This window comes from Lysinibacillus sp. OF-1, from assembly GCF_028356935.1.
Taxonomy (GTDB): domain Bacteria; phylum Bacillota; class Bacilli; order Bacillales_A; family Planococcaceae; genus Lysinibacillus; species Lysinibacillus fusiformis_D.
The window spans coordinates 1,441,273-1,462,785 of the sequence record NZ_CP102798.1; the positions used below are offsets into that span (position 1 = coordinate 1,441,273).

The 21,513-nt window shown below is 37.3% G+C and carries 23 protein-coding genes; 9 read left to right on the forward strand and 14 right to left on the reverse strand.

Features of this window, described 5'->3' with window-relative positions:
- Window positions 1-110: 110 nt before the first annotated feature.
- A complete protein-coding gene (locus NV349_RS06800; RefSeq protein WP_036127045.1) occupies window positions 111-1,310 on the reverse strand; it encodes a helix-turn-helix domain-containing protein in 1,200 nt (399 codons plus the stop codon).
- 165 nt (window positions 1,311-1,475) lie between these two features.
- Between NV349_RS06800 and NV349_RS06805 the strand changes: the two genes are divergently transcribed.
- On the forward strand, window positions 1,476-2,234 hold the full coding sequence (locus NV349_RS06805; RefSeq protein ID WP_036127043.1) for an SDR family NAD(P)-dependent oxidoreductase: 759 nt from the start codon (window positions 1,476-1,478) through the stop codon (window positions 2,232-2,234).
- Window positions 2,235-2,823: 589 nt separating this feature from the next.
- On the opposite strand, the gene NV349_RS06810 is transcribed toward NV349_RS06805, so the two are convergent.
- The 6 genes from NV349_RS06810 to NV349_RS06835 all read right to left on the reverse strand — a co-directional run bounded on the left by NV349_RS06810 (window position 2,824) and on the right by NV349_RS06835 (window position 8,575).
- Window positions 2,824-4,485, reverse strand: coding sequence for a methyl-accepting chemotaxis protein (locus NV349_RS06810; RefSeq protein ID WP_036117349.1), 1,662 nt, complete (start codon window positions 4,483-4,485; stop codon window positions 2,824-2,826).
- Window positions 4,482-5,468, reverse strand: coding sequence for a BMP family lipoprotein (locus tag NV349_RS06815; RefSeq protein WP_141903991.1), 987 nt, complete (start codon window positions 5,466-5,468; stop codon window positions 4,482-4,484). Before NV349_RS06815 ends, NV349_RS06810 begins: the two co-directional genes overlap by 4 nt.
- 800 nt (window positions 5,469-6,268) lie before the next feature.
- Window positions 6,269-7,537: a PTS ascorbate transporter subunit IIC gene (locus tag NV349_RS06820; protein ID WP_036127027.1), complete on the reverse strand. Its 1,269-nt coding sequence runs from the start codon at window positions 7,535-7,537 to the stop codon at window positions 6,269-6,271.
- Between the two features lie 33 nt (window positions 7,538-7,570).
- Window positions 7,571-7,834: a PTS sugar transporter subunit IIB gene (locus NV349_RS06825; RefSeq protein ID WP_271912696.1), complete on the reverse strand. Its 264-nt coding sequence runs from the start codon at window positions 7,832-7,834 to the stop codon at window positions 7,571-7,573.
- Window positions 7,831-8,289, reverse strand: coding sequence for a PTS sugar transporter subunit IIA (locus tag NV349_RS06830; protein WP_271912697.1), 459 nt, complete (start codon window positions 8,287-8,289; stop codon window positions 7,831-7,833). The genes NV349_RS06825 and NV349_RS06830 overlap by 4 nt, the downstream gene beginning before the upstream one ends.
- A gap of 61 nt (window positions 8,290-8,350) precedes the next feature.
- Window positions 8,351-8,575 carry a hypothetical protein gene (locus NV349_RS06835; RefSeq protein ID WP_271912699.1) on the reverse strand — a complete coding sequence of 75 codons (225 nt, stop codon included), beginning with the start codon at window positions 8,573-8,575 and terminating at the stop codon, window positions 8,351-8,353.
- A 561-nt stretch (window positions 8,576-9,136) separates the two neighbouring features.
- Here NV349_RS06835 and NV349_RS06840 point away from each other — a divergent pair.
- The 6 genes from NV349_RS06840 to NV349_RS06865 all read left to right on the forward strand — a co-directional run bounded on the left by NV349_RS06840 (window position 9,137) and on the right by NV349_RS06865 (window position 14,184).
- Window positions 9,137-10,333 carry a hypothetical protein gene (locus tag NV349_RS06840; RefSeq protein WP_271912700.1) on the forward strand — a complete coding sequence of 399 codons (1,197 nt, stop codon included), beginning with the start codon at window positions 9,137-9,139 and terminating at the stop codon, window positions 10,331-10,333.
- Window positions 10,334-10,588: 255 nt separating this feature from the next.
- Window positions 10,589-10,726, forward strand: coding sequence for a hypothetical protein (locus tag NV349_RS06845; RefSeq protein WP_271912702.1), 138 nt, complete (start codon window positions 10,589-10,591; stop codon window positions 10,724-10,726).
- Window positions 10,727-10,917: 191 nt separating this feature from the next.
- Window positions 10,918-12,216: a M48 family metallopeptidase gene (locus tag NV349_RS06850; RefSeq protein WP_308302772.1), complete on the forward strand. Its 1,299-nt coding sequence runs from the start codon at window positions 10,918-10,920 to the stop codon at window positions 12,214-12,216.
- Between the two features lie 87 nt (window positions 12,217-12,303).
- Complete coding sequence (locus NV349_RS06855; protein WP_036127018.1) at window positions 12,304-13,119, forward strand: YitT family protein; 816 nt, start codon at window positions 12,304-12,306, stop codon at window positions 13,117-13,119.
- 86 nt (window positions 13,120-13,205) lie between these two features.
- Window positions 13,206-13,580 (forward strand): MmcQ/YjbR family DNA-binding protein, encoded by a 375-nt coding sequence (locus NV349_RS06860; RefSeq protein ID WP_036127016.1) that lies wholly within the window; start codon window positions 13,206-13,208, stop codon window positions 13,578-13,580.
- Window positions 13,581-13,638: 58 nt separating this feature from the next.
- Window positions 13,639-14,184, forward strand: coding sequence for a hypothetical protein (locus NV349_RS06865; RefSeq protein ID WP_271912705.1), 546 nt, complete (start codon window positions 13,639-13,641; stop codon window positions 14,182-14,184).
- A 65-nt stretch (window positions 14,185-14,249) separates the two neighbouring features.
- Here the strand turns inward: NV349_RS06865 and NV349_RS06870 are convergent, their stop codons facing one another.
- From NV349_RS06870 to NV349_RS06895, 6 genes are all read right to left on the reverse strand, one after another.
- Complete coding sequence (locus tag NV349_RS06870) at window positions 14,250-14,594, reverse strand: GIY-YIG nuclease family protein (protein ID WP_058844272.1); 345 nt, start codon at window positions 14,592-14,594, stop codon at window positions 14,250-14,252.
- A 17-nt stretch (window positions 14,595-14,611) separates the two neighbouring features.
- A complete protein-coding gene (locus NV349_RS06875; RefSeq protein WP_036127011.1) occupies window positions 14,612-15,367 on the reverse strand; it encodes a DUF2087 domain-containing protein in 756 nt (251 codons plus the stop codon).
- Between the two features lie 134 nt (window positions 15,368-15,501).
- Window positions 15,502-16,377: an ABC transporter permease gene (locus tag NV349_RS06880; protein WP_271912707.1), complete on the reverse strand. Its 876-nt coding sequence runs from the start codon at window positions 16,375-16,377 to the stop codon at window positions 15,502-15,504.
- The gene (locus NV349_RS06885) at window positions 16,377-17,297 is read right to left on the reverse strand and encodes an ABC transporter ATP-binding protein (RefSeq protein ID WP_271912709.1); all 921 of its coding nucleotides are present in this window, start codon (window positions 17,295-17,297) and stop codon (window positions 16,377-16,379) included. The genes NV349_RS06880 and NV349_RS06885 overlap by 1 nt, the downstream gene beginning before the upstream one ends.
- Window positions 17,298-17,302: 5 nt before the next feature.
- On the reverse strand, window positions 17,303-17,707 hold the full coding sequence (locus NV349_RS06890) for a DUF3021 domain-containing protein (RefSeq protein WP_271912711.1): 405 nt from the start codon (window positions 17,705-17,707) through the stop codon (window positions 17,303-17,305).
- Between the two features lies 1 nt (window position 17,708).
- The gene (locus NV349_RS06895) at window positions 17,709-18,158 is read right to left on the reverse strand and encodes a LytTR family DNA-binding domain-containing protein (protein WP_058844274.1); all 450 of its coding nucleotides are present in this window, start codon (window positions 18,156-18,158) and stop codon (window positions 17,709-17,711) included.
- A gap of 200 nt (window positions 18,159-18,358) precedes the next feature.
- Here NV349_RS06895 and NV349_RS06900 point away from each other — a divergent pair, with 200 nt between their 5' ends.
- Window positions 18,359-19,387 carry an AbrB family transcriptional regulator gene (locus NV349_RS06900; protein WP_271912713.1) on the forward strand — a complete coding sequence of 343 codons (1,029 nt, stop codon included), beginning with the start codon at window positions 18,359-18,361 and terminating at the stop codon, window positions 19,385-19,387.
- 40 nt (window positions 19,388-19,427) lie between these two features.
- Here NV349_RS06900 and NV349_RS06905 read toward each other — a convergent pair whose 3' ends face one another.
- Window positions 19,428-21,122, reverse strand: a complete 1,695-nt coding sequence (locus tag NV349_RS06905) for a methyl-accepting chemotaxis protein (RefSeq protein ID WP_271912715.1) — start codon at window positions 21,120-21,122, stop codon at window positions 19,428-19,430.
- Window positions 21,123-21,352: 230 nt separating this feature from the next.
- Between NV349_RS06905 and NV349_RS06910 the strand changes: the two genes are divergently transcribed.
- Window positions 21,353-21,493: an RAxF-45 family protein gene (locus NV349_RS06910; RefSeq protein ID WP_004232534.1), complete on the forward strand. Its 141-nt coding sequence runs from the start codon at window positions 21,353-21,355 to the stop codon at window positions 21,491-21,493.
- Window positions 21,494-21,513 lie beyond the last annotated feature (20 nt).

The window sequence follows — 21,513 nt, forward strand, 5'->3', positions numbered from 1 at the left end:
TTAAAGTGTAATGATTACGTTTTAAAATATGCAAGTGGTACTGCAAGTATGACTTTTACTATGTAAAAAGAAAGTAAAAGCTGGTCACGAACATTCTTTTACTTTCTTTATTATTGATGGACATCCTTATTTCTATATTGCTTAGGGGTGATACCTGTAAATTTCTTGAAAACTTTTATAAAATAGCTTTGATCTGTGAAATTAAGTAATGAACCAATGTCTAAAATGGGGTAGCTTGTATAGGTTAATAGCTTTTTTGCCTCTTCAATCCTTTGTTGCTGAATATATTCACTAAAGGAAATCCCTACTTCCTTTTTAAACAAGGAAGAAAGATAATTGGGGCTTAAGTGGCAAATTGCTGAAAGTTGATTGAGTGTTATTTCACTATATAGTTGATTTTCGATCGAATGGATGCAGGTTGTAATGGGTGCTGAATATTTGTTTTGCTTAGCTTGTGACACACGACGTGTAAAATCATAAATAGCTTCCTCCATTAACGAAAGAATGTCGATTAAGCTGCTTTGATCCTCAAGTTTTTGAATGTAAAAATCACTTAATGTAAAGGCTGTTTCTTCATTTAATCCACCTTCAATAGCAGCACGACAAATTAGTGCAATTCCTGTAATCATCAAATATTGTACACTTCTTAAATGATTGTGCTTTGAAAGCACTCCAAGTTGTGCTTGTCCGACAATGGAATAGTTCAAGACTTCGTTTAATTTCTCCATCCGCCCATTTTTCACATTGTCTAACAATATTTTTTCATAGTAAAGATTTGTATGCACACTATCTTTTCTTCTTGCATAGGAAAGTTCAAGCGCAGTATGTCCCTCATGACGAATAAGGGGCTTTAACGCGTGGTTGTGGTGAATCACAGCTGTTTTAGATATTTTTTTTTGGTAGATTGAATAATAAACAAATAAACTGATGGCTAAGCATTGCTGATAATGGAGAGTAGGAAACAAATCAGGCTCATGATAAATAGTTGATTTTATAGTGTCTTCTATTACTGGTGAAAGGGACGGCCCAACTACAAGCGCCCCTAAATATTGATTGTCTACTGTTAAGTTAATATAAAAATAATTGCATTCAGCTATAGAGAAAAAAATAGGATAGCTATTTGAAGCCGTATGATATGGGTATGTTTTTAGCTGTTCCTTTAGAGAAATATAGGATGGATTACTGGTATATTCTGCTGATGAATATTCAAAAACTACTTCTCCCGCTACATTAATATAAGAGACAGGGAGATGATGTATTTCAGAAATTAGTTGACTTATATATTGAAGATCGATAGTGGATATTTTCACATTTCTGCACCCCCGTTCGTAATAATACTATCAAAATGAAAGCAGTTTCAATTTTTATTGTATAGACAATGAGAAAGTACTATTTTGTGTAAAATAATACAATAAAAAAGAGAGAAGTAGCAATAAAATAGACAATGACTTCAAAATGTTAGGGAGGAATAGAAGATGGATCTTTTGAATAAAATTGCAGTTGTAACAGGTGCTGGAAGCGGTATTGGAAGAGCCAGCAGTTTGAAGCTTGCTAGCAATGGTGCAAAAGTGGTAGTCGTTGATTTCAACAAAGCAACAGGGGAAGAGACATTAAGCTTGATTAAAAAGCAAGGTGGAGAAGGTATCTTCGTTCAGGCAGATGTTTCGAGAAACGAAGATGTTCAAAAATATGTAAATGTTGCTGTTGATACTTATGGACGCATTGATATATTTTTCAATAATGCAGGAGTTATTCAAAAAATTTCTCCATTAACAGAGATTGAGGATGTAGAGTATGAACGCATTATGGCTATCAATGTGAAAGGTGTATTCCTTGGCTTAAAATATGTTTTAAAGGTAATGGAAGAACAAGGTAGCGGCTCTATTATTAATACGGCTTCAACAGCTGGAATTCGTAGTGAGCATAGTATGGCTGTTTACTCTGCAAGTAAGCATGCAGTAGTAGGTTTAACAAAAGCAGCTTCTTTAGAGTATGTAAAAAAGGGGATTCGAATCAACGGAATTTGTCCAGGAGGCGTAGAGACAGCATTAACAAACAGTGTAACAACTATGTTTGAAACAGGTGGCTATATTCCAGAAGAAATTCCAAATATGAGAATGGGACGCTATGCAAAACCAGAGGAACTGGCTGAAATGGTTGTTTTCCTAGCATCAGACAAAGCAAGCTATATGACAGGCTCAATCGTGGTAGTTGATGGCGGCTTAACTTTATAATAAAAAGAGGAAATCCAGTGAACATTATTCACTGGATTTCATGTTGTTGAAAAAAGGTAATGTCAACGGCATAATAAGCAATTTTGTAAGGCGAGGGGTTGATTTCCGTTCCACCAGCGTCCTTTCCAGGGGGCGTCCGATGAGCCACTTCACTTACTGCGTTCGTTCCAGGGTCTCCTCTGTGACGCTGGATCCACTCCAATCAACCATTCTGCAAAAGTGTCTTTTCCTGAACAAAATAGCCCATTATTTATATTATAAGAGAGGATAGCCTCTCTTACTTTCAATGTGGAGAAGTGATGTGTGACAACACCCCTCCATAAAGAGTAGTAAAGACCTTTGCTAAAAAAGGCAATATTTTTGTGGGTTGGAGTGGAAGGCTACTTTCCCCCCGTGGGATAGCGAGACAGGCGAGCCTCTAAACGGAGCGGTAGCAGAGGAAGCGGCTCGGCGCTCGCCCACAGGAAAGCAAGTAGCCTACAACAGAAATCCTTTTTTACCTTTCATATAAATTCTATGGGTGGTTTTGTTTTTCAACACTAAGAAATCCAGTGAACATTCATTCACTGGATTTTGTTTGGTAAAGATATTATAAGGTGAATTTTTTCAGCTCATGCATCAATGTATCTGTCATACCTTGCAGATCGTCAATTTTAGCGCTAATTTTTTGGAAGGCAAGTAACTGATCCTGTGTCGAAGCTGAAATTTCTTCTGTACCTGCTGCTGTTTCTTCTGTAATAGCTGAAATATTTTCTATCGTACTATTCACTTGCTGGCTCATTTCATTCGTTTGAACCATTTCCTTTGTAAGGCTTTGTAAATCATGATGAATGTCTGCGATATGTGTCGCAATGACAGCAAATGATTGTTCCGTTTCTACCATTGAATGGGACTGTTCATTTGAAAGCTGATATCCTCGCTCAGCCGTAGTAAGAATATGTGAGATGCCATCCTGTATATGTGTGACCATAGAAGTGATTAAATTTGTTGCATTCTCCGTTTCAGAAGAAAGCTTTTTCACTTCCTCTGCGACAATGGCAAACCCCTTACCGGCTTCTCCAGCACGGGCAGCCTCAATGGCAGCGTTTAAAGCTAATAGATTTGTTTGGCTAGCAATAGTGTGGACAGCATTGGCCGCTCCTTCAATTTCTGAAGTGAATTGCGAAAATTGCGTAACAGCCTCTTTAATATCAAGTGATGTCGTCGAAATATCTTTTGCAATGGTTGATTGTTTTTCTAATGAATACTGACCATTTTGAACAGCCTCTAATGCCTGTTTACCATTGTTAGCGGATTGCTCACTTGTTTGCATAACCCCCTTAAATTGGTCGGTCATATTATTCATAAGGATGGCCACAGATTGAATATCTTCTGACATCGTATAGCTACCTTTTGCTAATTCGTCAGTAGATGTGGCAATTTGATTACTGCTTTCATGAATATTTCTCATATGGCTTGTCACATCTTGTGTGAATACGTTAACATCCTTACCGATATGATCGATGGATTGTACAGTACTTTTCAAATTATTCATCATCTGTGAAAAGCTTTCCGATAGTTGATCAATCTCGTATCGACTGTTTGGTTGATAGGAGAGTGTAGAGGTATCTATAGTTAAATCTCCTGTAGCTGCCCCCTGTGCACACTCTACAATCTGATTAATCGGTTTGGTAATTCTTTTTGCTGCCACATAGGAATAAATAATCGTTGCCAAAATTAATAGCACACTGCCGATGATTGTAGTGGTTGTAATAAAACCAATTTTTTGCTTTGTCACTTGTATCATCTCTTGATACCATTCGTTCGTTTCTTTTTTGAGCAAATGCATATCGTTTAAAATACCTTTAATTCGGATAGATTGCTTTTTTATTTCAGAGCGGTTGTTTTCTTGAAAGCCGCTTTCTGTAGCTTTTTCTAGGTCATCAAATTTATCAGAAATTTTGTCGATAATCTGTTGATGGTCAGGTATTCTTGTGAGAGCAGCCAATGCTTCTAAATTGCTTTTTGTTTCTTGTAAAATAGCAAGTGCTTCATTTTTATTCGCTTCACTATCTAAATAGGTATAATTATTTAATGATTGGCTGGCCACAACCAAACTTTGCTCCAGCTCTTTCACTGCAAGCAAAAGTTTCGTGTCATCCTGTGCGGTTGTTTGGATATTAAATGTTTGAATGATAATAAAGCCAATCATAGCCATAGCCAGTACGATTGGGATGAGTGTATTCATAAATAATTTTTTACGTAATGTCACTGGCCATTCCCCTTTTCTGCAGTAACTTTTATCTTGCCCGAGATAATGGCTTCTTGTGCCTTTTCAATGGCAGCCTGTTGCTCTGATGTTAGTTGAATGACACGAATATCAGCTAGTCCCACACCTTGATCTGCTAGCCCTAATGCAAACGATTTTTGGGTAATTTTTCCGTCCTCTACTAATGTTTTAGCAAGTTGATAGACAGCAAGATCCACATTTTTTAGCATGGATGTGACAACCGTCTTTTCGGCAACAAAAAATTGATCGATATCAACACCCGCTGCATAAATCCCCATTTCCTCGGCCTTTTTAATGGCGCCGAAACCAGTAAAGCCAGCTGCATGATAAATAAAATCAACGTTATTTTTTATATATTGATCTGCTATTGCTGCACCAGCCTGCGTGTCATCAAAGGTACCCGCATATTCGCTCATAATGTCAATAGTTGGTTGTACATAACGAGCTCCTTCGATAAAGCCATTTTCAAAGTGATGAATAACAGGGGCATCTGCACCACCAATAAAGCCAATTTTCCCTGTCTTGCTTGTCATAGCAGCAACCATACCAACTAAAAAACTGCCTTCTTGTTCTTTAAAGGTAATCGAAATAATGTTGTCAACATCAGATTGCCCATCAATCAATATGAATTGTTGGTCGGGATATTGTTTCGCAGTTTTCTCTAGTGCTTCCTGTACAGAGAAACCAAGACCAATGATGATATCATATTTTTCTGCTACAAGCTCGTTCAGCTTGTCCTCATAATTACCATCAGGAGCCTCTTTGTAATCAAACAAAATGCCAAGCTCATCTCGAGCCTTTTCGAGCCCTTTAAAAGCTGAATCATTAAATGATTCATCGCCTAGTCCCGCGTCTGATAGTAAAACGCCTATCTTATATCCTTCAGTTGATGTCTCTGTCTGTGCGGATGAACAGCCTGTTAGCAATAGACCCATCAAAAGAAAAGTAATCATCAATTTCTTCAAAATGTTTGTACCTCCTGTTGTTTATAGCCTATATATCGGCAAAATGTGATTTTTTTTAGTCTGATGTCAGACTACAATGAAAATAAATTTTTATGTAGAGCATAAGAATAAATAGTCATTTCTATATACATAATAAGTTAATATTATAAACCTAGATGACTAATTAAGTAATATATTTATGAAGGTTTCTACAGCAAGCTCTGTATGCCTAATCAATAATAAAGCCTAACGCAGATAGCGTTAGGCTTTCATGTTGTTGAAAAAAGGTAATGTCAACGGCATAATAAGCAATTTTGCAAGGCGAGGGGTTGATTTCCGTTCCGCCAGCGTCCTTTCCAGGGGGCGTCCGATGAGCCGCTTCACTCACTGCGTTCGCTCCAGGGTCTCCTCTGTGACGCTAAATCCCCTAGGAGTGACGCTGGTTCCACTCCAATCAACCATTCTGCAAAAGTGTCTTTTCCTGAACAAAATAGCCCATTATTTATAGTATAAGAGAGGATAGCCTCTTACTTTCAATTTGGAGAAGTGATGTGTGACAACACCCCTCCACAAAAGAGTAGTGAATACCTTCACTTTTTTATGGATTGGAGTGGAAGGCTACTTGACTCCCGTGGGATAGCGAGACAGGCGAGCCTCTAAACGGAGTGGTAGCGGTAGAAGCGGCTCGGCGCTCGCCCACAGGAAAGCAAGTAGCCTGCAACGGAAATCCTTTTTCACCTTTCACATAAATTCTATGGATGGTTTTGTTTTTCAACACTATGAAAGCCTAACGCAGATAGCGTTAGGCTTTACTATATGTTCTAAACAGCTCCGAATAATTTTAATAGATTAATAATAATAATGCCGATAACACCGAAATCTGAATCGCCAAAGGTTGTGCCTTCATAGCCGATGTCGCCCATAAAGATTAGGAGTATGGCTGGAATAAAGCTAATTAATAGACCATTAGCAAAGGCCCCAGACATGGCACCGATTCTGCCGCCTGTAGCATTGCCAAAGACGCCAGCTGCAGCTCCCGTGAAGAAATGGGGAACGAGGCCAGGAACAATCACTTTTAAACCAATGAAGGGGAGGATAAACATAGAGACAAGTCCTGCTAAAAAACTAAAGATGAAACCAATGATGACAGCGTTTGGTGCAAAGGGGAAAATAGTTGGGCAATCTAGTGCTGGTTTTGTGTTTGGGACAAGCTTATCAGCAATGCCTTTAAAGGCTGGAATAATTTCAGCAATTAACATACGGACACCCGCCAAAATAATATAGACACCTGCAGCGAATGTGATCGCTTGCATAATAGCGAAAATAATAAAATTAGAGCCAGCTGATAATTGTGCCTCAATATAGGAGGGGCCTGCGAAAAGGGCAACAATGACAAAGAATACGCTCATTGTTAAAGAAATAGCGACAGAGGTATCTCGTAAAAAGCCTAATGATTTTGGAACCTGTATGTCCTCAGTTGATTTCGTTTTATTACCAAAGAGCTTACCAATTTTTGCAGAAACATAGTAGCCAACACTGCCGAAGTGACCTACAGCAAAATCATCACTACCTGTTATTTGCCGAACAGTGGGTTGTAAAATGGCAGGGAACACTACCATACAAAGACCAAGAATGATAGACCCTACGATAATAAGAGGTGTACCACTCATTCCACCAACTGACAATGAAGCCGCGATTAAACAAGCCATAAATAATGTATGATGCCCAGTTAAAAAGATATACTTTAATGGCGTAAATCGCGCAAATAATAGATTCATTATCATACCAAATACCATTATCAATGCTGTAGCTGTACCAAAATTAGTCTGAGCAGCTGCCACGATGGCCTCGTTGTTGGGAATGACTCCCTGTACTTGAAAGGCATGATCAAACATTTTACTAAAATGGTCTAACGAGCCAATCAAGACAGTGGCACCAGCACCAAGAATGACAAAGCCCATAATTGTTTTGAATGTACCTGAAAGAACAGTGGAGCTAGATTTTTTTTGAATGAGTAAACCAATAAAAGCGAATAGGCCGACTAGTATAGCTGGTGTTCCTAAAATGTCATGCATGATAACATCCAACATATCAACACCTCATCCTATCCAAATTTTCCGTACTTAAAGCAAAGGTTCTAGTTTTCCTTTTATTTCCACAATACTCATCATATTGACGATGCTCACAATGGTTCCATTGTCTTTCGCTAATTCATTCACAATGTCTGCTGCCCCTAAATAAATATCTGCTTTCTCCGCCTTTGCAGATGCTAAGTCTGTATGGGTTACCTCAGCATTTATACCCAATGCCTCTAATGCCTTTTTTACATTCCATTCTAAAATCAAGCTACTACCTAAACCATTTCCACACACGACTAAAATTTTCATCCTGGTGACTCCTTTGTCGTATATTGTTTGATTTTTTCACAAATCATGTCTGCATGCTGACAGGCAATCAGGCCTTCAATCTGGTCAGGGTCTTGTAATACTGCTGCCAAATCAGCTAACGCCTGTAGATGTGACGTATTGTCGATGGCAGCTAACACAATTAGTAAGTAAACAGGCTGATTAGGGTTAAAAAAAACAGGCTGTTGTAACCGGAGCAAACTCATGGCAAGCTCATGAACACCATCAGATGGCCGTGCATGGGGAATGGCCACTTTTGGTGTAATGACGATGTAGGAGCCATATTGCTCAATAGATTGAATCATGGCTTCGACATAGCGTTGCTCAATTTTATTTTGCTGTACTAATGGTCTTGCAGCTAAATGAATCGCTTCTTGCCACGAATGGACAAAGTTTGCAAGCTGTATACAATCCTTTGTCAGAAGCCTAGTTAGCAAGGACAACCCTCCTTTCTTAAAAATATGCTCCCATTCCATGTTATTACGACTACCTGTGGAATTATGTCATAACAGGGGACATTTTTAATTGCTTTGCTACATCGTAAACCGACGTTTTGACAAATTCATCAAGGGTATGATCTAAACGCGTTTTCGGATAAATCAACTGAATCTTTCTGTGAAGCGTCACATCATCTAAATCCTTCTTCATCAGTACACCCGATGTTAACTCCTCTTCTATTAAGGCAATAGATAGAAAAGCCACGTTTTTTCCAAAGGTCAGCATTTTTTTATGATGCTCACAGAATCCAGCTCAATCGTATAAGTAGAAGGCTGGAAAGAGTCCATCCACTTCTCAATGAAGTGATTAGTGGAGCTAGAAGAGGTATGCAATAAAAGCTTATTTTTAAGAATATCTTCTTTGGTGCTGTCCTATTTAGTCGCTAGTTTGTGTGAAGGGCTAAATGCCAAAACAAGTGCATCTTCCCCAATTGTTTCGTAATGCAGGAAGGGATTTTCCTGTTGGGTCTCTATGATAAGCCCGAAATCTAATTCTTGAAGTGCTCTTTTTTTTCAATTTCAGGTGCTGTTTTTATGTCTAATGAAATGCGGATATCTGGTAAGCTGTTGAAACTTGATGAATTAAATTTGGCATAAAAATATGAGCAGGTAAGCCACTTGCCCCAAAACATATCGTGATATACGCCTTCTCCTGCCAACGAAAGGTGTTTTGATTTTATTTGTCCCTTCAGTATGAAGACAGCTATATCGAGAAGAGATCTATTTTTATGTTACTATTTTTGAATAGTGAAGAGTGATTTTATGGTAATTAAGAGGAGGATATAATATGGTGCAAACAGTTATTTTAGAAGGATTTGAAAATCGTCAACTTATTACGACACAATCAAAAGTAGAGCCATATAATATGTATATTATGAGTAGAGATATAAGTGAAAGTTGGAGCTATTTAACTGGTTATTATGAAGGTATTGTTCGCTATAATTATCAACTTAATCAAGTTGATCAATTGCTAATTCCGAATGGATTTCAGTTATCAAGTAATTCTTTTTATAATGAATATTTTTATTGCAGCAGATTGATGTGGGAAGGAAAAACTGCAAATTTAATATTAAACCAAATTGATTGCAAAAACCTAATTTTAAAAGATTCAATAACATTAAAAATAGAGGATAATAGTTCCAATCCTGAGAATTCTTCTTTATCTGAAACAGAGCTGTATGGCTTGGGAGAAAGATATTTAGTTGTATGTGTACCACAGATAGAATCGCAAAAATTTACTAGGCACTCAAATTGTATTCTCGTAGATTTTTTAGAAAATAAGTATTACTCAATACCTGAAAAAATAGGACAGGATGATACCTTTTTAAATGTTAATAACATAAAAGTAATTGATAAAAAAAATAAAAAATTCGTTTATTTTACAACTGGCTCATTATCCTACAGTAATAAAAAAAATGCATGGAATCATAGGGAAAAGGAAAATTCAAATTTTACTGAGAGCATTGTAATCATTGACTATAATTTATTTATAGAACAAATAAAAAATGATTTGCCAATTTCAGAGACTTGTATAGTAGATCAATGTGATAATAGTGAAAGCTTTGTATTGGAAAATAATAAAAACGAATGTGTTTATTGGTATAAACATAATCTTAGAGATGAAACATATATTTTGAAAATGTTTAATCCATTCAGTGAAAATTATCTAGAAAGAATTATTGATGGGAAGTATGATGTCATCTATTTCTTTAATGATGATTTATATGGAGTAAAAGAAAGCGAACATACACAAGTATTATATGATGCCAGTAATAATAAGGAGTTATATACAGTAGGAAATTCAAGTTATTTCTATTATGGAAACAAAGAATGGATTGTTTTCTTTGAAAATCCAACTAATAGTTTTAATATGAAATGGATTGTTTATGATTTAATTCATAACAAAGAAGTTGCTTCAATGGAAAGCCCTCATCCAACAGTAGATTATATTAAAGAAAATAATACGATTATATTTATAAAATAATTGCCTCTCCTCTTTTTGCTTGGGGTATGGTAGCAGGGAGTACGAAGGGAGCCTATCATACTTTTGTCTCTTACGATACGGTTGATGCGAGTGTTGCCCAAAAATTGATTCTCGAAAATTCGGCAAAGAAATTGTAAATTGGCATTCAGAAGCATGGTATAAAAATACGTTAGCTCAGGTAGTAGAATATGGATTTGCTAATGCCATAACTTATAAAGAAGCTTTCTAGAGCAAGAAGCGTACAAAGGAGACATTATGGTGGAGCTTTCTACAAAAGCAGATAATGCCAACCAAGTGGCTGTTATCGAAAAGCAATGGTATGAGCAGCTATTATCTGCAGGCTACTTAAGTATAGATCAGCGTGGAAAAACCGCATTTGTCATGAATAAATAAGTAAGAACATAATAAATTCGCAGCATTTTGAAACAATGAGAAAGATTTTGTATGCTCATTGATAGAATTGAGGCGAATTTTTCCTTTGTGAACAGAGATATTAAAAAAGTAGGTCTATGTTGTTCTAACTTTGATATTTTGGCTTACACTTACTATAGGACGAACTTTGGATGATATGAGGGGGAATTAACATAGCGAAGAAAATGGGCATTGTTACGCTACTATTATTCGGTGTTTACGTGCTTTGTATGTACTGGTATATATTCCATAGCGGCGGAGGAAAAATACCTAGTGCCTTACAAGGAACGGTGGCAGATCCAGTAATGTTTATGTCTGGTAAGGAGCTTTTTTTAAGTGGTGAATATTCAAAAATACGGAATTTTTTATTCTTTGTAGCGACTCCTTTGGAATGGCTTATTTACTTTTTGATTTTATTATTGGGCATCTCCCGTTATTTTGAAAAAGTGACGACCTCCCAAACGAAGTGGAAGCTATTGCAAAATGCAGGCTACCTATTCCTGCTATCCCTATTGCTCTATATTGTTTTATTCCCGCTTGATTATTATCGCTATTACCTCAGCAAAAGCTATGGCATCAGTACGCAAGCATTTGCGTCTTGGATGAAAGATGGTGTTATTGATTTTTGGGTGAACTTTGGGATGAGCTTCATCATTGTGACGGTTATTTATTGGCTCATTAAAAAGAGCGAGAAAAGGTGGTGGCTTTACGCTTGGCTATTAACCATCCCTTTTACAATCTTTGTGATGTTCATCCAGCCAGTTGTCATTGATCCTTTGTACAATGATTTTTATCCGTTAAAAAATAAAGAGCTGGAAACGAAGATACTCTCAATTGCTGAGCAGGCGAATATACCAGCAGAGCATGTTTATGAGGTCAATATGGCACAAAAGACCAACTCCTTAAATGCTTATGTGACAGGGATTGGTAGCAATTCGAGAATTGTACTGTGGGATACCACATTAAATAGACTGACGGACAATGAAATTTTATTTATCATGGCACATGAGATGGGCCATTATGTAGAAAAGCATATTTATTTTGGCATTGCAGGTTATTTATTGCTTACGTTGGTGGGGTTATGGTTTACAGCGAAGGTTATGCGACGTTTGGTTGGACGCTATGGACAGGTACTGAAAATCAATAAAGTTGGCAGCATTAGCTCATATCCATTATTTTTGCTCATTACCTCTATATTGTTATTTGCCTCTAATCCAGTGTCGAACTTCATCTCAAGATATCAGGAGACAAGAGCAGATCAGTATGCAATTAACCTCATGAATGATCGTGAAGCGGCCGTAACAGCTTTTCAAAAACTAACGATTTCAGGATTAAGTGAGGTCAACCCTCCGCTTCTTGTTAAATGGTTCCGCTATACACATCCGCCGATGCTAGAGCGTATTTATAAGGTGGCCGATACAGGTGATCACAAACAGACTGCCCCTTTAAAGGAAGAACAGAAGAAAAAGTAGGAATATAGGTTTTTCATCAGCAGAAATTGGGTAATCTATGAGAAAGATATATCAAAATTTGGTCGTTGATTGATAGGGGATATCATTATGCGTAATGTGATTATAATTACTCTTTCTTCCATTTTAGTGGCCTTTGCCTATAATTATTTATTAATTCCCCATGAAATCTTGAGTGGTGGATTGAGTGGTATCGCCATCATGCTTGGCATTATTACCCCTTGGAATACAGGGGTATTAAATTTACTGCTTAATTTGCCTTTACTGATTTTAGGTGTGATGAAGCTTGGTAAGCGATTTATCAGCTATACGATTCTTTCTGTAGCCGTTTTGTCAGTGAGTTTATATGTTATTCCAATTCACAAGGCAACACAAGATCCTATCCTTGCATCCCTATTTGGAGGAGTTATTGTAGGCTTTGCGATGGGTATGATTTTTCGTGCAGCAGGCTCCTCTGGGGGCTTTGATATTATTGCCATGCTACTAAGTCGTAAACGAGATTTTCCACTCGGTACATTAATTGCTGCTATGAATGGTGTTGTAGTGGCAGCTTCTGGCTTTGTCTTTAGCTGGGACGCGGCATTATTAACGCTTGTTTCCATTTATGCAACAGGAAAAGTGGTAGATACGATTCATACAAGCCATATTAAATTAACGTTGATGATTATTACGAGTAAAGGGGAAGAAGTCAAGCAGCAGCTGTTGCAAAAACTTCATCGTGGTGTAACGATTATCGATGCGAAGGGAGCCTACTCTGGTGAAGGACGAAAAGTGTTAATCACTGTCATTACGCGTTATCAACTCGCGGATGTAAAAAGTACGATTAAGGAAACCGATCCAAAGTCGTTTGTGAATATCCTACAGACAACAGAGGTTATGGGCATGTTTGATCGAAGTACGAACTAAATAAGGCTAGTCCCTACACACGTTTTAGGTTATACTAACCATAATCGAACGTGTGTTTTATTTTGTGTCGAAAGGGGAAGAAATAGATGGAAAAAGAAATGATTCATGCTCATTGTCTACAACTACAGGGAACGATTTATGACTATAAGGAGGAATGGCAAGCAGACCGCTATCATATTGGTGGGAAAATGTATGCCATGATTGGGGGAAATGCTACAGGTAAGCCTGTATTAACGTTAAAATGCGAACCTGCACGAGCAGAGGAATTACGAGAATCCTTTGTCAGTATTATACCTGGCTACTATATGAATAAAACGCATTGGAACTCCATTTATATGGATGCTGAAGATGTCCCAATGGATTTGGTAGAGAATCTTATTAAGCATTCGTATGAGCTTGTTTTCAGTAAATTAACGAAAAAAGTACAGCAAGAAATTCAGTTGTTAGAAGTGACAAAATAAACAAAGAAAGTTAAACTGTCTCAATCCAACTGAAAATGCTATAGGGTGGAGAAAATAGATGAGAAAATTCTTGTTATTAGCAATAGTCACTTTGAGCGCTTTATTATTGTTAGGAGGCTATCGTTTAACTGCATTAAGCGCTGTAAAAGCCAATTTTTTTATGACACCTGAGTATAAGATTGTTGAAAAGATTCAAGAAGGACACGATATTTTTTATTTGTTTAAGCGTGATAAAAAAGAAATCTATCAAACTGTTTTGGTACAAAAAAACGTATTTCTATATAAAAGGGTTTATGCTACAGGTATCTCCTCCACGAATGATTCCTTAGAGACAATAGGAGGCATGAGCTATCGTTTGCATCATGAAGGAACTTTGTTTGTTGTATTATCTCATGATGAAAATGTTTCCTATATAACAATTAACTCAAAGCAAGGAATTATCAAAAAATCCATTGAACATAGTAAACTAGTTTCGTTTTATATACCTTATGCGCAGCAAATTGATTTATTAGAAGCTGTTGCTTATGATAAGCACGATCGCCCAATCTATTATTATGGCTATGATGATGCTGATAATTTAAGATGGAATCGTGTGGATGAATAAAAAATAGCTGAGGGAACTGTTAAATTTTCATTTGCTTGATCCCACAGCTATCTATTGGATAAATCCTAAGAATTATACCCACGCTCACCATAAGGATTTAGCGTGTCGAGCCATTTTTGCTCTAGCTTTTCAAGCTCTTTTTTGGCATCGAAATAGCCATCTTCTTTTTTCTTTAAATATTCAACGATTTTCACCTCAAAAGCATCTTGACCAAATGAATTGTAGTCCGCTTGAAGCTCCTTATTCGTATGTGTATTCGTTTTGAGCATAAACTGAAAACCATTTAAACGTTTTAAATTATTAAAGCTCCCCACAAACACTTTCCCAGTTTCTGTATTAGTCATCGTAAAAACGCCCGCTTCAATTTTCATGTCCTTATACATCTCTTTTAACTCTTTTTTATGATCCATTTCAAAAACCTGCCTTCTTATTTTTTAACCCAGTAAGCGCTACCGTCAGCTTTGCGGTCCAGAAAACCGTATTCAATTAAGTAGCGACGTATATGAACGTAGTCTTCATACATCGGTTTGATGATTTCATTTAATTCTTTTTCTGTATATTGTTTTTCTTTGTCAAAAAGCATTGTAATGGCACGAAGTACTATAATTTTTTGTTTTTCACGCTTAGGAAAACGAACTAGCTCCTTGCCAACACCATGTGGAAATAATTTCGCCAATAATTGCTGTTCTTCTGAGAGAGTGACATTATAGCGATCGTCAACCATTGTAGCTGTTTTATGAATAGACACAAATGGTTCCTCCTTTCGATCTTGTTCCTTCAATAATTCCATCATGACCAACAATGTTTTGGCTTGGCGTTCCTTTTCCTTTAAAGCAAAACGATGATGGCGAATGGTCGTGGCACTACCAATCTCTAATTCCTCTTTTATTTCCTGATCTGATCTACCTTCATAAAATAAGCGTAAAATATGGCTTTGATGTTCTGTTAAGCCTGTCATTTTTTTATTGAGACCGTTTAAATAATGAAAAACAGATTGATGTGTCATTGTCATATGCTGCTGCATCATTTTTTCGGCTTCATACAATAAGCCTTCATAAGGATAAATGATTCCTTTCTCTACTTTTTCACCGCACAGAAGGCAGGTGAAATGTGTTCCCTCATTGGTATAACCCTTTTTGAGGTCATCGATAGGAGCTTGCCAAAATAGTTCATTTACATCCATAGGGGAATCCTCCATAAATACAAACAATATTTATTTTTGTTTATTAATTTATATTTAAAATAACAAATTGTTTGTTTAAATGCAATAAAAAACACATCGTTTCCTAAACGATGTGTAAATCTGTTAGCTAAAATTTATTTATATTTTCTTTTAAATAACATCATAGATGCTAGCGCAAGTATGACGATTGTACAAACGATAATGATGAGGCTAGTCGAAGTGCTGAGTATTTTTCCATGAAGCTCATAGACAATACCATAATTGATTTTATAGTCTTCCACATAGGAAGCAGGCACACCTTCAAAAACATCGCCAATAGAGCTATCCATAAATGCATTGCGTAACAGTAATGTTGTATGACTAATGGGGAAATACATGATTAAATTTTGAGCAAAGCCTGGTAGAGCACCAAGAGGTACATAGACACCACATAAAAAGCCGAGTACTGTCCCGACGATTGTGCCGAGTGTTGAAAAAGCATTTTGCGTGGACACAAATAATGACAGAAATAAATTAAAGACACTTGCTAGCAGGACAGATAAAAACAAAATGCCGAGTACATGAACAAAATCCCCAAAGCTTAGGAGCTTACCACCTGTTGCTACAAGAAAGATTTCACAGCCGATGAGTGCGATAAAGGAAAAAATACTTCCGATGATAAACGCATTGATGACATAGCTTAGCTGAATCGTTGAACGGGAAAGGGGAGCTGTTAAAAAATCTGCTTGTGCTTTTGACTCCTGATCCTTAACGGCAATGCCATATGCACCGAGTGTAGTAGAAACAGCAATCATGGACAGTAATCCTGCTACAAGCCATTCATTGACCATCGTCATTAATTCTGGTGTTGCTTCTGTTAGTCGTTCAATGGCATCTACCTGCATTTTTTGGAGAAAGACAGCGTACAGCACAATGACAATAATGACTGATAGTAGGGAGAAGAATACCTGCGTTTTATCTCTTCTAAATACTTTATTATTCCGCTGAACTAGACTAATTAATGTTTCCACTACGCGATCTCCTCCTCTGCCATAATATGAAGAAAGACATCATCCATCGATCCTTTAATGACCTCAAAGGAAGCAATGAGTTTCTCTGCTTGTTTTAATAGGGTCAGCGCATGTAGAGTAGAGGATAAACGAATAGTATATATCCCTTGTTTCTCTGTATAAGAGAGCGCATTTTCCTCTAGCCACCTTACACCTTTCAATGGATTGTGAAAAACGAGAGCCATTGAATCATAGGCATATTTTGTTTTCAGCGCATCGGGTGTACCCTGCGCGACAATTGTCCCTTGCTTTAAGACAAGGACTTGATGGGCTACTGCTGCTTCCTCCATATAATGAGTTGTTAAAAAAACGGTCATATTAGTTTCCTGTTGAAGCTGCTTGATAGCCTGCCAAACGAATTGTCGTGTTTGTGGATCTAAACCCGTTGTAGGCTCATCTAGAAATAAAATACTAGGGCGATGAATAAGTGCACGAGCGATATCTGCTCGTCTTTTTTGTCCACCAGATAATGTTCCGTATTTTTGCTTTTCAATATCATCTAAATGCAAATAGGTGGAGACAAATTGATAATTTTCTGTGAGCTGTGTTTTTGATAAACCATATGTTTGACCACGATGCAGGATATTTTCGCGCACAGTTAATCGTTCATCTAATATACTTTGCTGGAAAACGACACCGATGGATTTGCGAATATCCCCATTATCATTGCTTGCGTCAAGAGTGAAACCATTGATGGTTACTTGACCGCTTGATTTTTTTAATAATGTACAAAGTATTTCAATGGTAGTAGATTTACCAGCACCATTTGCCCCTAAAAAAGCAAATAGAGTGCCTTGTTCAACTGTAAAAGAAATGCCTTTGACAGCTTGCTGTTCGCCATAGTGTTTACATAAATTCTCAACTTCTATTGCAATGGTCATCTTTGTTAATCCTTTCTTTTTTGAATTTCTCGATTCATTTTTTCAATATCCCTTATTTGAAAAACATATATAATACACCAAACAATGGAATAAATGATGGCTTCCGATAGCAACACATATGTCACACCTGAATGCTCAAACCAATTCCCGAAGTAGCCTGCCGTTAATACACATGCTGTGACAGCTATTAAATGTAAAAGTAGCTGAATCGTAAAAGGTATTGGCTCGATATCAAAAATGGCGGAAAATAGTCCAATCGCAATACCAAGAAGGGTAGCAATGATAATCTCCTCCAGTAATTCTGCTCCTGACATAACCGCATTGTTTGAAAGGACGCTTAATGTGACTAAGATGTAAGAAGAGCTAAGGGAAATGAGTAGTCCAATAATCATCATGCGTAAATACTTCATGCTATAGATCCCTCCCAATACCTAAATGTCGCTTTAATTCTTTTAAGTATTTTCGACTGACATGAATGGCTACTTCATTTTCGAGTAATAGTTGTGTAGTGCCGATTTTGCCCATTTGAATAGAGGCGATTTTATGGATATTGACAAGTGTAGATTTGCTCACGCGTACAAAATCTTTGGCTAGCTGTGCCTCTAGCTCATATAATTTTCGCTTTGACTCAAACTCTTGCTCATCCGTTTGTAAAAATACTTTGGCACCCTCCGCGTAAATGGAATAAATATCAGAAATTTTTAATAGATGAATTTCTTGTTGGAAATACCCGTCTAGCATCGTCGTTTGGGATGCTTGAAGCTGTTTCATCAATCTTTCAATTTGCTCATTATATTCGTTGGCATGAATATGAACCTCTGTTTCTTCAAGTTCATGATTGATGGTTAAATGAATTTTCATAGGAGGCCTCCTTTTAAAACACTGAATCAGGTATTACTAATGTAGCATAGAAAATTTTAACAAGGATAAAATCTTCGATAAGAGGTTTTATTTTATAGATAACGGGTTCTTTTTAAGCGATACAGTTCACAAGTCGGCCCGGTAGAAAAAAAGATGCTTAAACGTCATAATAGGCTTATCGAGTTGAAGGGGTTGCTACCATGTTTGTTTTTGATAAGCATATGTTCATCACATTATGCATTGGTTTAATAGGTGCTGTGATTTTTCAATTTTTACATATACCGATGCCTTGGTTGCTAGGTGCGATTACAGCGGTGCTCATCGTGCAGCTGTCAACCAACGTACAATTGAAATGGCATCATTCTTTTCGTAATATTGGTTTAATCGTAGCGGGGTACTCCATTGGTTATGCTTTTACACCAGAGGCTGTTCAGGATATTAAGCTTTTTTTAGGGAGCATGGTCATTTTAAATATATTATTTATTTTGCTATTTTTCGCTGTTAGTTTTCTTGTAGCAAAGCGCACCGATTTGGATTTTGCGACTGCCTTGACGTGCTGTGTCCCTGGTGGCATGTCACAGGTTGTGGCATTTGCTGAAGAACAAGAGGAGATGGATATGGTAGTTATTACGTTCTTTCAAATCCTTCGTGTCCTTTTAATCGTCGGCTTTGTTCCTTTAATGGTAGCAGGCGCTGGTAGTAGCAGTTCTATGATTGATGGAATGTATACATTTAATCTTGTTGGTATACTTGTGGTATGTGGTGTAGCAGGGTGGCTAGCTCAAAAGTTAAAAATTCCAACAGGCTATATGCTTGGACCAGTGTTTTTACTAATGGGTATTAATATGGCAGGGGTAGAGGTACCCAAGCTACCATTATCATTACTGCATATTGCTCAACTCATGCTAGGAATTTATATCGGCTTATTGTTGAAAAAAGAGGATCTCCATTTATCGAAGAAGCATATTTTTTATGCATTTGTCTCAGCAGGTATTTTTATCGGAGCAGCTTATGGTCTAACATTTGTGATGACAGTGTTGTACAGTCTCGACTTTAGGACAGGCTTTTTAAGCATTGTACCTGGGGGACTTGATCAAATGGGAATTATCGCCGCTTCTGTACATGCAAACGTGGCAATCGTGATGGCTTTTCAGCTATTCCGTGTACTAGTGGTCTCGATCTTCCTTGTGCCCGTGGTAAAAATGTTTGTGAAAAAAGTGAAAACATGAGGGGATAGTAGTACACTAAACCCTCATGTTTTTCTTTTATTTAATATTTAAATTGATGAATCAAATCCTGTAATGTTTCAGCGTTTCTCGTTAGCTGTGACGCAGCATCATTAATATCATCCATTGATAATAGATTGGTTTCCGCAATCTGAGTAACGACTTTTGATTGCTCACGAGCATCTATGGCAATTTCGGCCATAATTTGTGTGGAAGCATTGGCTTGTTCAATTCTTGCATATAACTCCTCTGCAATTCCTGAAACCTCTTGAATCTTATTCGTTACAAGCGACACTTTGGTTGTAATTTCTTCAAAGGCTTTACTTGTCGTGTGAACCACCTCGGCACTTGTTGTGGCTTCTTGCTTACTTTGCTGCATGTGAACGCGGGCTTCCTTAGAAAGCTGTTGCATAGTATGGATTGTGTCTGTAATTTCTGCTGCAGAAGTTTTGGATTGTTCCGCAAGTTTACGAACCTCTTCTGCAACGACAGCAAAGCCTTTGCCATGTTCACCAGCGCGTGCTGCTTCAATGGATGCATTGAGTGCTAGTAAATTCGTTTGCTCAGCAATCGCATGAATGACTTCCACAATTTCATCAATTTTATTAGCATGTGTGTCAAGGGCTGCAATGGAATTAGCACTTTCTTGAACAGCCTCTGACATCCTGCGCATTTGAAGCTGCATATCTTGTGCCGCTTCTTCTCCATGTTTAGCTGTATCCCAAGCATCGGATGCATAGGAGGATACTTCACCATTTGTTTCCGTAACGAGCTGAATCCCTCCAGCAATATCTTGCATTGCTTCAGCATTCTCATGAGCACTATGCTTTTGTGTACTCGCACCACTCGCTAATTCTTGCATATTAGCTGTTAATTTTTCTGTCGTTGCCGTAGTTGATCCCGCAGTGGCAGACAATTCCAAAGAGGATGCGGATACCTGATTGGCCGTTTCATCTACTTGTTGCATCATGCTTCGTAAGGTGGTAAGCATGGCATTAAAGGATTTTGCGACTTGGCCAATTTCATCTTGCGAGTTCACCACAATTTGCTGAGTTAAATCGCCTTTCCCAGCTGAAATTGTTTCTAGCTGGTGATTTAATTGTTTCAAAGGTTTGACAATACCTCGTACGAAGAGCATGCCCGCAAGCACAGCAATGATAGCAGAAATCACAGCTATAATGCCCGTTTTTAGCAACATTTTTTGAGCTACTACATCAATGTCAGAAGAAGGTACGCCAGCGAAAATCATGCCAATAATTTCTCCATTTTTAGTTTTTATGGGTTTATATTTTGTAAAGTAGGGTTTGCCCACAACTTCAGCTGTACCAGAATATATTTTCCCTGTTGTTAAAACTGTGTCCGCTACTTTTGGATCGACAGTTGTGCCAATAGCACGTTGACCGTCAATGACAATATTTGTGTTAATACGTGTTTCTCCAGAAAAAATCGTAATCGCAGCCTGTGATAATTCTCCTAATGTATCAATAAGTGTTGTTTCCTTTGCGATGTTGACGTTTCCTTTGTGCAGTTCCCCGTTTTTTATTTGCCAATCACCTGGGTGTGTTTGATCAAGATTATGTATACTTACATCTAAAATTTGATTGAGCCTTGTTTGGTACTCATTTTCTAAAGTTTTTCTCATTTCGCTTGTATTCATGAGACCGATGGCAATTAGCACAAACCCAATGATAACTACAATTAATAAGCTCATTTTACTTTGCATTCCTAGCTTTTTCATTAAATGTCCCTCCACATTTTTAGCTACATCATAAAACATGCATGAAAAACCATTACCAATAACCTAAATATTGAAATTAATTGGTAAATAATTTCTATTTTATATTAGTATATAACTAGAATGTCTATTTGTATATTTATAAAATTTAATGATTAGTGAATTTTTTCCTTTCCAAATAATCTGACTAATGTTATGATACCTATAACTATTATGAACGGAGGTGAAAAGGAATGAATAAAAACGCTACGAAAACATGTGTAAAAGTGGATACAGCTATGTATTTTGCACGTGTGATTACTTTCGATTTTGCGAACAACGGGATAGGTCTGTCCATTTTTAAGCAAAATCAAATAACAAACGTAGCGAATTAACCATTCTTTTTCACACATTT